Here is a 13,738-nt window from a genome sequence, read left to right on the forward strand (position 1 = left end):
CGCCGGGTTCAGCTGAAGCTGATGCTCGGACCTTCGTCCGCGCCGGCGCTTTCCAGTGACTCGGCGACCTGACGCGCGACGGCGCGGAAGCTCGCGGCCACTTCGCCGTCCGGCTCCGCGATCACGCTGGGACGACCGCCATCGGCATTCTCGCGAATGCTCAGGGTCAGCGGCAGCTGGCCCAGCAGACGAGTCTGGTACTCATCGGCAATACGCTCACCGCCGCCCGCGCCGAAGACCGCCTCACTATGGCCACACTGGCTGCAGGTGTGAGTGCTCATGTTCTCGACCACACCCAGCACCGGCACCTTGACCTTGCGGAACATCTCGATGCCCTTCTGGGCGTCCAGCAGTGCGATATCCTGCGGCGTGGTGACGATGACGGCGCCGGAGACCGGCACCTTCTGTGACAGGGTCAGCTGGATGTCACCGGTGCCCGGCGGCATGTCGATCAGCAGCACGTCAAGCTCGCCCCAGGCGGTCTGGTTGAGCAGTTGCTGGAAGGCGCCGGCGACCATCGGGCCACGCCAGACCATCGGGTCCTTCACGTCGACCAGATAGGCCATCGACATGGTCTTGATGCCATGCGCCTCGATGGGGCTGAAGACCTGCTCACCGGCCATTTCCGGGCGCTGACCGGTCGGCACGCCGAACATCTGCGCCTGACTCGGGCCATAGATGTCGGCGTCCAGCAGGCCGACCTTGAGACCTTCCGCCGCCAATGCCAGCGCCAGATTGGCGGTGACGGTGGACTTGCCGACGCCACCCTTGCCGGAAGCGACCGCGACAATGTGCTTGATACCTTCCATACCTTGAAACTCCTGTGACGGCCTGCGCGGCGCGATGAATGTGGCGCGCAGGCGTCTGAACTGTCAGCGAAAAAGCCGTGGAACACGATGGGCACAGTATGCCTGCCACCGCGATACGGGCCAAGCCGATGAACCATGTCCAGATGGACAGTGCCCAGATAGACAATGCCCGGATGAATCAGTACCGATCAGCCATGACCCGGTCGGTGGACGCCATGCCCTTGAGATCAGGAATCAGAAGCGCACATCGACCGGCAGGAAGCGCCACTCGCCCGGCGCCATGCGGCCGAGCAGAATCGCGCCCAGACGCAGACGACGCACCTCGATGACCTTGAGGCCCTGCCCTTCGACCGCGCCACGGATACCGCCCACCGGCACCCGCTTCATGGCGATGCGCAGGCGGGTGTCGCTCTGCCAGCTGATGCTGACCTTGGGCTTGCGGCCGCGGATGTCAGCGCACAGCGCGAAGCCGATACGCTTGAGGCCTTCGTCATCCAGCGTTCCCTCCACCTCGACGACGTACTCCTGCTCCAGCTGGTCCAGGTCATCGCCCAGCTTGCGGATCACGCCACGGTTCTGTGACCACACGGCGAGACCGGATTCATCCTCGCCGAGCTCGGCCAGCGGCTGCTGGGACAGGAAATGCACCTTGAGCCAATCGGCACCGCTGTTGTCGAGTGCACTGCGCGGCGCGCCGTCACGCAGGGTCAGAGGGTCCGGCAGCGGCGTGCCCGGCGGCTGATACCAGACCAGGGTCATCGGCTCGATGGGTGCCATGCTGGCACCTTCATCGACGGTGACTTCCTCATCGGTGACCTTGAAGAAAGGCGCTTCCACGATCTCGCCCGCGACACGTACCACCCCCTTGGCGATGAGATGCTCGGCCTCACGGCGCGAGATGCCCTGCTGATGGGCCAGAAACTTGGAAAGACGGACGGGTTCGGTCATGGGGACTCTCGAGGCGGCAACGCAGGCAACAGCAAAGCAGCAGCACGCAGAAGCGCAGATAGATAAAAAGAAGTGGAACGCCTGACAGGGTCATCAAGGTCAGCCCGTCATGATAACGGCATGCGCCGAGGATGGCACGGACGAGACGCGCGGAAGATGCTAGGCTGCGTGGCCAGAAATCGGCGCGATACGCTTCGGCAGATCATCTGACGTGCCTCACCAAGTCCCGGGCTGCTCTCCGCCAGTTCATCTGTTCCACTGCGCCTGGTCATGCGCTATCGCCACGCAACCGCGTGATGACGCTTGCGGAACCCTTTGCGCGGCAAAACGTCAGAGTTGCGTTGAAGCTCATCCTGAACCATACAAGGTCAGGGTCAGGCAAACTGATGCGCTTGCGCGTCAACTGTCGCTACCGAGGAAGCCGGTGGCCAACGCTTGAGCCTCCGTCAGTGACACGCAAGCCGAAGGTGTGCGATCACCCCGGATTGACCCTGCGCGTCATCCCGCCTTGCTGCGCTTCCCAGGCCACGTTCACAGGTATCTTGCATGCGTTTATCTCCCACATCGCGCCGCCCGCTGACTCACACTCGGCGCTACGCCATCAGCAGCGCTCGCACGCTTCGTCATCTGGTATTGATCTTCGGCCTGACACTGGCTGCGGGTTGCTCCGCACCACACGCCTCGGACGCGCCTGCCGCATCGACTACCGCGGCCAAGGCAGCCGTCAAGGCCGAACAGCTGGAACGCCTGCTGGTGCAGGGCGAGAGTGATGTGCCCGAGAGCCTGCTGCTCAGCAAGGCCGGCGCCAAGGCGATCGACCCCAACGGCCAGCGACCGGTGGATGACCCGCTGACCTGCCTGGCGCGCGCCGCCTATTGGGAAGCCAAGGGCGAAGGCAGAAGCGGCATGCAGGGTATCGTCAATGTGGTGATCAACCGCGCCGCCGACCCGCGTTTCCCCGATAGCCTGTGCGGCGTGGTCAAGCAGGGTGGCGAAAGCGGCAGCTGCCAGTTCTCCTGGTGGTGTGACGGGCGCTCCGACCGCATTCGCGAACCCGCCGCCTATGCCGAGGCCCGCGACGTGGCCCGCCAGGCACTCAATCATCAGCTGGAAGACGTCACCGACGGCGCCCTCTACTTCCATGCCCGCTACGCCACGCCCTACTGGGCCAAGCGCTTCGTGCGCACCGCGCGCATCGGTCAACACCTGTTCTATCGCAACTGAGCGCGAGCCACTGCTGCTGGATGACCGCTGCAGAGTGCCAGCCGACTCCGCGACCAGATGTCGAAAACACGACGCCCCCGCTGCCATCGGCAACGGGGGCGTCTGCATGAAAGCGGGTGTCGCTTACTTGTCCGGCTGAGCCGCCAGCTTGGTGCGGATGAACTCGCTGTGACTGACATGCAGCAGTCCGGCAAGACGACGGATGCGATGCTCTTCCTGCGGGTCCAGTTCACCATCGGCGTAGGCCAGCTCCCAGAGCATGCCGATCAGCTCGCTGCGCTCCTCAAGGCTCATGTGCTCGTTGAGCTGCTTTACGAAACGGTAGTGGTCCGTGGCCTGCTCGGCGTCCTGCTCGGCCTGGGTCAGCAGGCTGGCAAGTTCCTCATCCCCCAGCGAGAAGCGCTCGGCCAGCTGGCGCGCCAAGGCTTCCCGCTCGCGTACATCGAGATGATCATCGGCGCGCACCACCTCGAACATCAGGACGGCCATGGCGAGTTCCGGGCCGGGCTCCTCGTTGGGGCGGGCGTTGCTGCCGGGCATCATCACCTGGCGGATGAGACGATTGATCTGACCGGCGACGGATAGCTGAGCTGGCATGCTGACCTCCAGGAACGGAAAATGTAATGTCCTTGATTTCTTCATGAGGGCAGCGGCACGCGTTGCAACCTCACAGTTGCGCACGGCTGCGTTGCCGGTGACGCGACGCGCCCTTCGCGCCGCCCGCGCCTTCGCGATATAGTAGCGCCCATTCCGACGGGGCGATGCGTTCGCCCCTTATCACGAGTCATCCCGGCGAGCCGCTGCGCACTGCGCAGCAGGCGCCCTTTACCGTCAAGACGAGGCCTCATGTCAGCGCGCAAGATTCTGGTTACCAGTGCCCTGCCCTATGCCAATGGGTCGATCCACCTGGGTCACCTGCTTGAGTACATCCAGACCGACATCTGGGTACGCTTCCAGAAAAGCCGTGGCCACGAATGCCATTACGTGTGCGCCGATGACGCCCACGGCACTGCCATCATGCTGCGTGCCGAGCAGGAAGGGGTCACCGCCGAGCAGCTGATCCAGCGTGTGAGTGACGAGCATCAGGCCGACTTCGCCAAGTTCGGCATCGGCTTCGACAACTATCACTCCACCCATTCGCCGGAGAACCGCGCCCACAGCGAGCGCATCTACCTGGCGCTGCGCGATGCCGGTCATATCGCCACGCGCGATATCGAGCAGATGTTCGATCCGGTCAAGGGCCTGTTCCTCGCCGACCGCTTCATCAAGGGCACCTGCCCGAAGTGCAAGACCGAAGACCAGTACGGTGACAACTGTGAAGCCTGTGGCGCGGCCTACACCCCGGCCGAGCTGATCGATCCGGTCTCTGCCATCTCCGGCGCCACGCCGGAAATGCGCACCTCCACACACTACTTCTTCAAGCTGCCGAACTTCGCCGAGTTCCTCAAGGAGTGGACCAGGAGCGGCCGCGTGCAGAGCCAGATTTCCAACAAGCTGCAGGAATGGTTCGAGGCGGGTCTGGCCGAGTGGGACATCTCCCGCGATGCGCCCTACTTCGGCTTCGAGATTCCCGACGCGCCGGGCAAGTACTTCTACGTGTGGCTGGACGCGCCGATCGGCTATCTCGCCAGCTTCCAGAACCTGTGCGATAAGCAGGGCATCGACTTCGACAGCTACTGGAGGGCCGATTCCGACGCCGAGGTCTATCACTTCATCGGCAAGGACATCGTCTACTTCCACGCCCTGTTCTGGCCGGCGATGCTGGAAGGTGCCGGCATGCGCACCCCGACCGGCGTCAACTGCCACGGTTTCGTGACCGTCAACGGCGCCAAGATGTCCAAGTCACGCGGCACCTTCATCAAGGCCGACACCTACGCGCAGTACCTCAACCCGGAATACCTGCGCTACTACTTCGCCGCCAAACTGACTTCCGGCGTCGATGATCTCGACCTCAACCTCGAGGACTTCACCGCCCGCGTGAATTCCGACCTGGTCGGCAAGGTGGTCAACATCGCCAGCCGCTGCGCCGGTTTCGTCAAGAAATTCGGCGGCGGCAAGCTGTCCGCGACCTGCGCCGAGCCGGAGCTGGTCGAACGCTTCATCGCCGCCGGCGAAGGCATCGCGGCGGACTTCGAAGCCCGTGAGTTCGCGCGCGCCATGCGCAAGGTGATGGAGCTGGCCGATGAAGCCAACACCTACATCGCCGACAAGGCACCGTGGGCGATGGCCAAGGAAGACGGCCGCGAGCAGGAAGTGCTCGACGTCTGCTCCGTGGGCATCAACCTGTTCCGCCAGCTGATGGTCTATCTGGCGCCGGTGATTCCGGAGCTGACCGACAAGGCACGCGACTTCCTGAACCTCGAGAGCCTCGACTGGGCCAGCCGTGAAAGCGTGCTGACCGATCATGCGATCAACAAGTTCAAGCCGCTGCTGACCCGCGTCGAGCCGGAGCGCATCGACAAGATGCTCGAAGCCTCGCGCGAAGTGCTGGTCGAGGAACAGAAGATCAAGGACGGCACCGCCAAGGCGGAAGCCGAAGCCGCTGCCGCACCGAGTCCGCTCGACGCCGACCCGATCGCCGAGGAGATCGACTTCGATACCTTCATGAAGACCGACCTGCGCGTGGCGAAGATCATCAAGGCGGAGCACGTCGAGAAGGCGGCCAAGCTGCTCAAGCTTACGCTGGATATCGGCGGCGAGACGCGCACCGTATTCTCCGGCATCAAGTCCGCCTACGCGCCGGAAGCCCTGGAAGGTCGCCTGACCGTGATGGTTGCCAATCTGGCGCCGCGCAAGATGCGTTTCGGCGTGTCCGAGGGCATGGTGCTGGCCGCCGGGGACGACGAAGGCATCTACCTGCTGGAGCCGCACACCGGTGCCAAGCCGGGGCAGCGCGTCACTTGATGCAGTGATGATGCACTGATTCAGCCTCGCTGAAGCCTCTTCCGCACAACGCCCCGCCAGAGACTCTCTGGCGGGGCGTTGTCGTACAAGCATCTGGCTCAGGACTTGGCAGTATCACGATCACTCGTAACGGCGACCCGCGTGCTCCAGCCAGCCATCCACATGGCGGCCACCGGGATCATGGTGCGTCCAGTGGATCACGCCGCCCTTGTCGGTCCACTCGTATTCCCCGTAGAAGCCGATGCGATCACCGACCTGAAGACTGTCGATGCGCGGCGCCAGATCGATGTTGTGCGCCACCAGAATGGTGGTGCCACCCGCGACCCGGATCAGGAACTTCTGGTGACGGCTGCCCTTGAGATCATCCCGGAGGAGACGTATCACCTCCCCCGTGCCACGTACCTGAACATCACTCTGCTGCGCACTGATGGCGCGCGTGAGTCGGCTTTCGTCCGCCGAGGAGGCGCCTTCCCCCTGCGTCGCCTCGGCCTGCGGCGATTGGAAGTCATTCCACAGCTGGGAAAGCGAGAAGTTGCCATTGCCCGTCAGCTGCGAGATGCCCGCCATCGCCACCACCAGGATGATGACCCATAACGGCCGACGGCCGCGTGTTCCTGTCCTGCGCATATCCCGCTCCTTGTGCCACCCCTGGATGACGTGAAAGTCTCTGATCACGTCACAATCAATAAAAGTAATAAAGGAATTCTTCTTTATTACTTCAAGAACCAAGCAAAACGCGAAACAATGGTCGTCTCATGCTGGCAACACTACGCCTTGCTTGCCACGCTACAGGCTGTCGGCCAGCAGCATCTTGCGTATAATACCGCCGCGCTCGACGATCCCCTGCCCTGCAGCTTCCTGACAGCTTGCGGCAGCACCAGCCCCGATCGCCTGCGAGCGCCGGTTCACGCATGCCGCGAGCACGGAAGCGCCTTCGAAACACCCTGACCGAGCGACGCCCCTGATGAGTGAATACCTTCTTATCCTGATCAGCACCATCCTGGTCAACAATTTCGTACTGGTGCAGTTCCTCGGCCTGTGCCCCTTCATGGGTGTCTCCAACAAGCTGGAGTCCGCGATGGGCATGTCGCTGGCCACCACCTTCGTGCTCACGCTGTCGTCGATGTGCGCCTACCTGACCTATCACTTCATTCTCGCGCCGCTGGGGCTCGAGTACCTGCGCACCATCGCCTTCATCATGGTGATCGCCGTGGTGGTGCAGTTCACCGAGATGGTAGTCAAGAAGACCAGCCCGCTGCTCTATCAGGTGCTGGGCATCTTTCTGCCGCTGATCACTACCAACTGTGCGGTACTCGGCGTGGCGCTGCTGACCCTGAACCGCAATTCCAGCTTCATGGAAGCCACGCTCTACGGCTTCGGCGCGGCCGTCGGTTTCTCGCTGGTACTGGTATTGTTCGCCGCCATGCGCGAGCGCCTGGCCGTCGCCGATGTGCCGCGCCCCTTCCAGGGCCCGGCCATCGCGATGATCACCGCCAGCCTGATGTCGCTGGCCTTCCTCGGCTTCTCCGGACTGGTGCAGATCTGACATGCTCGAATTCTTCAACGACCATACGCTGATCTCCGCCATCATCGCACTGGTGGCCATGGCCGTCGTCTTCGGCGGCCTGCTCGGCTTTGCCGCCGTGGCCTTCAAGGTCGAGGGCGACCCCATCGTCGAGCAGATCGACCAGCTGCTGCCGCAGACCCAGTGCGGCCAGTGTGGCTATCCGGGCTGCAAGCCCTACGCCCAGGCCATCGCCGAAGGCGACGAGATCAACAAGTGCCCGCCGGGCGGCGAAAGCACCATCGCCTCGCTGGCCGATCTGCTGGGCCGCGAGGCCACGCCGCTGGATGGCGATGCCGACAACACCCCCAAGGTGGCAGTGATTCGCGAGGACGAGTGCATCGGTTGCACCAAATGCATCCAGGCCTGCCCTGTCGATGCCATTCTCGGTGCCGCCAAGCACATGCACACCGTGATCGCCGACGAATGCACCGGCTGCGACCTGTGTGTCGAACCCTGCCCGGTCGATTGCATCGACATGGTACCGGTCGCCACCGACGTGCGCAGCTGGCACTGGCCGCAACCGGCGGGCCCGACCCGCGACAACGCCCGCTTCAGCGGCAACCTGATCGTGACCGATGCTGCCGATTCTACTGAAACATCTGCAAGGAATGTCGCCTGATGGTTCTGTCGTTACTCAAATCCATGGTGACTTCCTCAGGTTCCGCTGCCACGGCGGAGGCTGGACACACACAGAAGGGTCAGGGCGCGCCGCGCGTGTTCGACTTCCACGGCGGTATCCATCCGCCGGAGCACAAGGCGCTCTCCAACCGCGCCCCGCTGGTGGCCGCCCCGCTGCCCCGTGAGGTGGTGCTGCCGCTCAGCCAGCATATCGGCGCGCCCGCCCAGCCGCTGGTGGAGATCGGCCAGCGCGTCAAGACGGGCGAGCTGATCGCCCGCGCCCAGGGCATGATCTCCGCCCCGGTGCATGCCAGCATCACCGGCGTGGTCACCGCCATCGAGCCACGCCAGATCCCCCACGTCTCGGGCCTGGAAGACCTGTGCATCGTGATCAAGCGCGAGGGTGAAATCGATGAATGGGCGCGCCTGGAAGCCTGGCGCGACTGGCGTCAGCAGGAAGCCCAGGACCTGATCCAGCGCCTGCAGGACGCCGGCGTGGTCGGTCAGGGCGGCGCCGGCTTCCCCTCCGCGGTGAAGGCGCGCGTGCGTGAGCGCCACGCCATCGACACCCTGATTCTGAACGCGGCGGAGTGTGAGCCTTACATCACCGCCGATGACCTGACCATGCGCACGCATCCGGAAGCGCTGATCGAAGGGCTCGAGATTCTCGCCAGCCTGATCGGCCCCGAGTGCATCCTGATCGGTATCGAGGACAACAAGCCCGAGGCCGTCATCGCGCTGGAACAGGCGATTCGCGCCCGCCGCGCCGACAAGCGCCTGCCGCCGCTGGATTCACGCCTCGAAGTCGTGGTGGTACCGACCAAGTATCCCTCCGGCGGCGAGAAGCAGCTGATCAAGCTGCTGACGGACCGCGAAGTGCCCAGCCGTGGCCTGCCCGCCGATGTCGGCGTGGTGGTGCACAACCCGGGTACCGTGCGCGCCGTGCAGCGCGCGGTGTGTTTCGGCGAGCCGATGATCTCGCGCGTCGTCACCCTGACCGGTGAGGCGCTGCAGCACCCGCACAATGTCGAGGCGCGCCTGGGCACCTCCATCGCAGACCTGCTGCGTCTGGCGGCGCCGGCGCCGACGGGCATCGCACGTCTGGTGATGGGCGGGCCGATGATGGGCTTCACGCTCGAGAGCGACGCCCTGCCGATCATCAAGACCACCAACTGCCTGCTGGCCTCCTCTCCCGAGTCACTGCCGGCACCGGCGGTTGAGCAACCGTGCATCCGTTGCGGCATGTGCGAACAGGCCTGCCCGGCCGAGCTGTTGCCGCAGCAGCTCTACTGGTTCTCCAAGGCACGCGAGTTCGACAAGGCCGAGCTCTACAATCTGGCGGACTGCATCGAATGCGGTGCCTGCTCCTATGTCTGCCCCAGCCAGATTCCGCTGGTGCAGTATTACCGCTTCGCCAAGGGCGAGATTCGCAGCGCCCAGCACGAGGCGCGCAAGTCCGAACGCGCTCGTCACCGCTTTGAATTCAAGCAGGCGCGCATGGCGCGCGAGGAAGCCGAGAAGGAAGCCAAGCGCCAGCAACGCGCTCAATCGGCCCAGAAGTCCGCCGCCGCTCGCGCCGATGCCAGCACCGCCGCAGACACGGCCTCGGCCTCCACAGCGACCGCTGCTGCCCAGCCGGCACCGGCCACCGACATCAAGGCCTTCAAGACGGCGCGCGCTGCGGCCAATATCGCCCTCAAGAAAGCCGAAAAAGCCCTCAAGGCAGCCCAGGATGGCGGTGAGAGCTCCGAGAGCGATATCGCCAAGCTCGAGGCCAACGTGACCGCGGCCAAGACCAAGCTCGCCAGCGCCGAGAGCGCTCTCAAGGCCGCCAGTGAGGCAAGCGAGTCAGCTGCCCCTGCGACCGCCGGCGCTTCGACAGGCGCTGCTGCTCCGGCAGCCGATCTCAAAGCACTCAAGACAGCACGCGCTGCGGCCAATATCGCCGTCAAGAAGGCCGAAAAGGCCCTGGCCCGCGCCAGCGAGAGCGGCGAAGGCGATATCCCCGCCCTCGAGACCAGCGTCACGGATGCCAAGACGAAACTGGCCAAGGCCGAAGCCGACCTCAAGGCTGCCAGCGAGTCAGCTGCCCCTGCACCGGCCAGCACTTCCTCGACAGGCGCGGCTGCCCCGGCAGCCGACCTCAAGGCGCTCAAGACGGCGCGTGCCGCCGCCAATATCGCGGTCAAGAAGGCCGAGAAGGCCCTCAAGATCGCTCAGGACAGCAGTGAGGGTGACATCGCGGCGCTGGAGGCCAGCGTCACCGAGGCCAAGTCCCGTTTGGACAAGGCTGAAGGTGATCTCAAGGCGGCGACCGACGCCGCTGGCGCAGATAAAGGCCCTGTGGCTAGCGCTGCAACTGGCTCTGCTCAAACCACTGATACAGGTGCGGCTGGCTCTTCTGCCAACGCTGCTGCACCGGCAGCTACGGCACCCAGCGCCGACATCAAGGCACTCAAGACAGCGCGCGCTGCGGCCAATATCGCGGTCAAGAAGGCCGAAAAGGCCCTGGCCCGCGCCAGCGAAAGTGGCGAAGGCGATATCGAGGACCTCCAGACCCTGCTGGCCACGGCCCAGGAAAACCTGCGCGCCGCCGAAGTGCGCCTCAACAGCGCGCAAGCTGGCAGCACTGACGCGACGCCTGCCGCCAAGGGCGCGGGAGAATTGATTCCCGAGGCGCCAAAGCCTGCCGCGGGTTCTGTGGGACGCGGCAGCATAGCCAGCAACGTGACGCTCTCTCAGGCCGAGATCGAGGCATCACGCGCCGAGAACCTCGCCAAGCGTCACAAGCAGGTCAGCATCGCGGTCAAGGCGGCCGAGGCGGCCCACCGCAAGGCCCAGGCGGCATTGAGCGAGGCGGATGACGAAAACCGTCAGCGCCTGGCGACCAAGGTCGACCGCACACGCCGCAATCTGGAACACGCCCGCGAGTCATTGGCCGAGGTGCAGGCACTGGTGGACGCCCAATGAACGACCTGAGCCCAATTACCGCGCCAATGGCGACTCATCCTGAAGCACGCCTCGTGTCATTGCCCATTTACCGCAAGGATCTGACCGTCTCATGAGCCTGATGCATGCAAGCTCCCCCCATGCCCACGGGCCAACCGCCACCTCGCGCGTGATGGCCTGGGTGCTGGCCGCGACGCTGCCGGGTATCGCCGTGCTGTGCTGGCACTATGGCTGGGGTGTGCTGTTCAACCTCGTCTTCGCCTGTCTGGCGGGTGTCGCCCTCGAGGCGCTGCTGCTCAAGCTGCGTGGCCGTCCGGTCAGCTTCTTTCTCAAGGACAATTCCGCGCTGGTGACCTGCGTGCTGCTGGCGGTGTCGTTGCCGCCGCTGGCGCCCTGGTGGCTGGTGCTGACCGGCGTGATCGCGGCCATCGTGGTCGCCAAGCAGCTCTACGGTGGCCTGGGCCAGAATCCGTTCAACCCGGCGATGGTCGCCTATGCGCTGCTGCTGATCTCCTTCCCGGTCGAGATGTCGCGCTGGTCGTCTCCCAATGGCTTCGCGCTCGGCTTCACTGACAGCCTGCGGCAGTTCTTCGGCGTGATCGCCACGCCAGATGCCCTGACCGGCGCCACGCCACTGGACGCCTTCCGCAACAAGGGTGAGCTTTCCAGCAGCGAATTCTGGGCAGACCCGAGCCTGCTGCCCGCCGCCAACCTGCTGGCCTGGCAGCAGACGGCCATCGCCTGGGGACTCGGCGGCCTGGTGCTGCTGGCGCGTCGCCTGATCACCTGGCATATCCCGGTGGCGATGCTGGGCAGCCTGGCGGTGATCTCCGCCATCTTCGCCTTCGTGGATGGTGAGCAGCACGCCAGCCCCCTGTTCCACCTGCTGTGCGGTGCGGCGATCTTCGGCGCCTTCTTCATCGCCACGGACCCGGTCACGGCGGCGACCTCCAACAAGGGCAAGCTCTATTACGGCGCCGGCATCGGCGTGCTGATCTACCTGATTCGCACCTTCGGCGCCTATCCAGACGCCATCGCCTTCGCGGTGCTGCTGATGAACTTCAGCGTGCCGTTCATCGATTACTACACCCAGCCACGCAGCTATGGTCACAAGAAGGCCCGTCGCGGCATCAAGCTGGAGGACAAGGCATGAGCCTGACGCCTGATCAGCCCGAACAGCAAGCCCAGGCCGCGCAGGGCCTGAAGCACACCATCGCGCGGGCCGCGCTGGGTCTGGCGGTCTTCGCTGTCGTCACCGCAGGTGTGGTCGCCGTCACCCAGATGACCACCGCCGAGACCATCGCCGACAACGAGCGTGCCGCCCAGAGCGCGGCGTTGGCCGAGATCATCCCGCCGTCGCTGCACGACAATGACCTGCTCGACGCGGCCTTCGCCTTGCCACCCTCCCAGGTGTTGGGTCTGGAGAGTGCCGATACCGGCTGGCGAGCCACCAGGAATGGCGAGACCGTCGCGGTGCTGCTGCCGGTGGTGACCGGCAAGGGTTACAGCGGCGATATCCGCCTGCTGGTCGGTATCCGTGCCGATGGCAGCGTGGCTGGTGTACGCGCCGTCAAGCACGCCGAGACCCCGGGGCTGGGCGACAAGATCGAAGCGCGCAAGTCCGACTGGATCCACGAATTCGATGACCAGACGCTCAGCTCGGTGGAGTGGAAGGTGCAGAAGGATGGCGGAGACTTCGACCAGTTCACCGGCGCGACCATCACCCCGCGTGCCGTGGTGGGTGCCGTTCGTCAGGCATTGATCTACTTCATGGCGCACCGCACGGCGCTGCTGGCAGGCGACAGCGAGACTCTGACCGCGACCCGCCGCGCCGCCAGGGCCCAGCAAGGCACGCAAGCACCCACCGCTGATGGCACACTCACGCCATCAGCGCCTTCTGAACACGGCGGAGACGACCCTCATGAGTGATATCTCGCTTGGCAAGATCAGCCGCGACGGGCTGTGGGACAACAATCCGGCGCTGGTGCAGCTGCTGGGCCTGTGCCCGCTGCTGGCCGTCACCGCCAGCGTCGTCAATGCCATCGGGCTGGGGCTTGCCACGCTGCTGGTGTTGATCGGCTCCAACGTGGCGGTATCACTGATCCGCAATCTGGTGCCTTCTGCAGTGCGCCTGCCGGCCTTCGTGATGATCATCGCCTCCTTCGTGACATGTGCCGAGCTGCTGATGAAGGCCTACACCTATGAGCTCTATCAGATTCTCGGCATCTTCATTCCGCTGATCGTCACCAACTGCGCGATTCTCGGGCGTGCCGATGCCTTCGCCGCCAAGCACCCCGTGCTGCCGGCCGCCACCGATGGCTTGATGATGGGACTGGGATTCATGGCCGTGCTGGTACTGCTGGGCGCCATGCGTGAGCTGTTCGGCCAGGGCACGCTGTTTGCCGGCATGGAACTGCTCGTCGGGCCGATGGCCGCCGACTGGCAGCTGACGATCTTCCCGGACTACTCCTTCCTGTTCCTGGTGCTGCCACCGGGCGCCTTCTTCTGCATGGGGCTGATCATCGCGGGCAAGAAGACCATCGATGAGCGACTCGAGCAGCGCCGCAAGGCAGCCAACGCCGATGCGCCCAAGGTGTCGCGTCGTGTGCGCGTGACCGGCACCATCTCCTGAGCCACGCTCACGCAGACTGTCAGCCCGATGGCTGACAGCCTGCGTCGACGACGCCCGCTCCCAAGCCCTTACCGCCGTACCCGAGAT

Annotated in this window: 13 protein-coding genes; 9 read left to right on the forward strand and 4 right to left on the reverse strand. The window is 64.7% G+C overall.

Annotation, left to right across the window (positions count from 1 at the left end; genetic code table 11):
- Positions 1–8: 8 nt before the first annotated feature.
- The gene (gene apbC / locus AC5WNI_RS11290) at positions 9–845 is read right to left on the reverse strand and encodes an iron-sulfur cluster carrier protein ApbC (RefSeq protein WP_282627793.1); all 837 of its coding nucleotides are present in this window, start codon (positions 843–845) and stop codon (positions 9–11) included.
- Positions 846–1,043: 198 nt separating this feature from the next.
- Positions 1,044–1,757 (reverse strand): RNA pseudouridine synthase, encoded by a 714-nt coding sequence (locus AC5WNI_RS11295; protein ID WP_175089441.1) that lies wholly within the window; start codon positions 1,755–1,757, stop codon positions 1,044–1,046.
- Between the two features lie 546 nt (positions 1,758–2,303).
- On the opposite strand from AC5WNI_RS11295, the gene AC5WNI_RS11300 reads away from it, so the two are divergent.
- On the forward strand, positions 2,304–2,981 hold the full coding sequence (locus AC5WNI_RS11300) for a cell wall hydrolase (RefSeq protein ID WP_495928467.1): 678 nt from the start codon (positions 2,304–2,306) through the stop codon (positions 2,979–2,981).
- A 123-nt stretch (positions 2,982–3,104) separates the two neighbouring features.
- On the opposite strand, the gene AC5WNI_RS11305 is transcribed toward AC5WNI_RS11300, so the two are convergent.
- Positions 3,105–3,578 carry a tellurite resistance TerB family protein gene (locus tag AC5WNI_RS11305; protein WP_285461512.1) on the reverse strand — a complete coding sequence of 158 codons (474 nt, stop codon included), beginning with the start codon at positions 3,576–3,578 and terminating at the stop codon, positions 3,105–3,107.
- 249 nt (positions 3,579–3,827) lie between these two features.
- Here AC5WNI_RS11305 and metG point away from each other — a divergent pair, with 249 nt between their 5' ends.
- Complete coding sequence (gene metG / locus AC5WNI_RS11310) at positions 3,828–5,885, forward strand: methionine--tRNA ligase (RefSeq protein ID WP_495928468.1); 2,058 nt, start codon at positions 3,828–3,830, stop codon at positions 5,883–5,885.
- A gap of 120 nt (positions 5,886–6,005) precedes the next feature.
- On the opposite strand, the gene AC5WNI_RS11315 is transcribed toward metG, so the two are convergent.
- On the reverse strand, positions 6,006–6,512 hold the full coding sequence (locus AC5WNI_RS11315) for a DUF3465 domain-containing protein (RefSeq protein ID WP_254627067.1): 507 nt from the start codon (positions 6,510–6,512) through the stop codon (positions 6,006–6,008).
- Positions 6,513–6,542: 30 nt separating this feature from the next.
- Here AC5WNI_RS11315 and AC5WNI_RS11320 point away from each other — a divergent pair, with 30 nt between their 5' ends.
- From AC5WNI_RS11320 to AC5WNI_RS11350, 7 genes are all read left to right on the forward strand, one after another.
- The gene (locus AC5WNI_RS11320) at positions 6,543–6,833 is read left to right on the forward strand and encodes a hypothetical protein (RefSeq protein WP_285461510.1); all 291 of its coding nucleotides are present in this window, start codon (positions 6,543–6,545) and stop codon (positions 6,831–6,833) included.
- Positions 6,834–6,849: 16 nt separating this feature from the next.
- Positions 6,850–7,431: an electron transport complex subunit RsxA gene (gene rsxA / locus AC5WNI_RS11325; protein ID WP_043334102.1), complete on the forward strand. Its 582-nt coding sequence runs from the start codon at positions 6,850–6,852 to the stop codon at positions 7,429–7,431.
- Between the two features lies 1 nt (position 7,432).
- Complete coding sequence (gene rsxB / locus AC5WNI_RS11330) at positions 7,433–8,071, forward strand: electron transport complex subunit RsxB (RefSeq protein ID WP_175089432.1); 639 nt, start codon at positions 7,433–7,435, stop codon at positions 8,069–8,071.
- Complete coding sequence (gene rsxC, locus AC5WNI_RS11335) at positions 8,071–11,040, forward strand: electron transport complex subunit RsxC (RefSeq protein ID WP_495928469.1); 2,970 nt, start codon at positions 8,071–8,073, stop codon at positions 11,038–11,040. Before rsxB ends, rsxC begins: the two co-directional genes overlap by 1 nt.
- Positions 11,041–11,131: 91 nt before the next feature.
- Positions 11,132–12,172, forward strand: a complete 1,041-nt coding sequence (rsxD, locus tag AC5WNI_RS11340; protein WP_175089431.1) for an electron transport complex subunit RsxD — start codon at positions 11,132–11,134, stop codon at positions 12,170–12,172.
- A complete protein-coding gene (gene rsxG, locus AC5WNI_RS11345) occupies positions 12,169–12,948 on the forward strand; it encodes an electron transport complex subunit RsxG (RefSeq protein ID WP_175089429.1) in 780 nt (259 codons plus the stop codon). Before rsxD ends, rsxG begins: the two co-directional genes overlap by 4 nt.
- Complete coding sequence (locus tag AC5WNI_RS11350; RefSeq protein WP_175089428.1) at positions 12,941–13,651, forward strand: electron transport complex subunit E; 711 nt, start codon at positions 12,941–12,943, stop codon at positions 13,649–13,651. The genes rsxG and AC5WNI_RS11350 overlap by 8 nt, the downstream gene beginning before the upstream one ends.
- Positions 13,652–13,738: the final 87 nt, after the last annotated feature.

The organism is Cobetia sp. PDI-12MA (assembly GCF_059507695.1).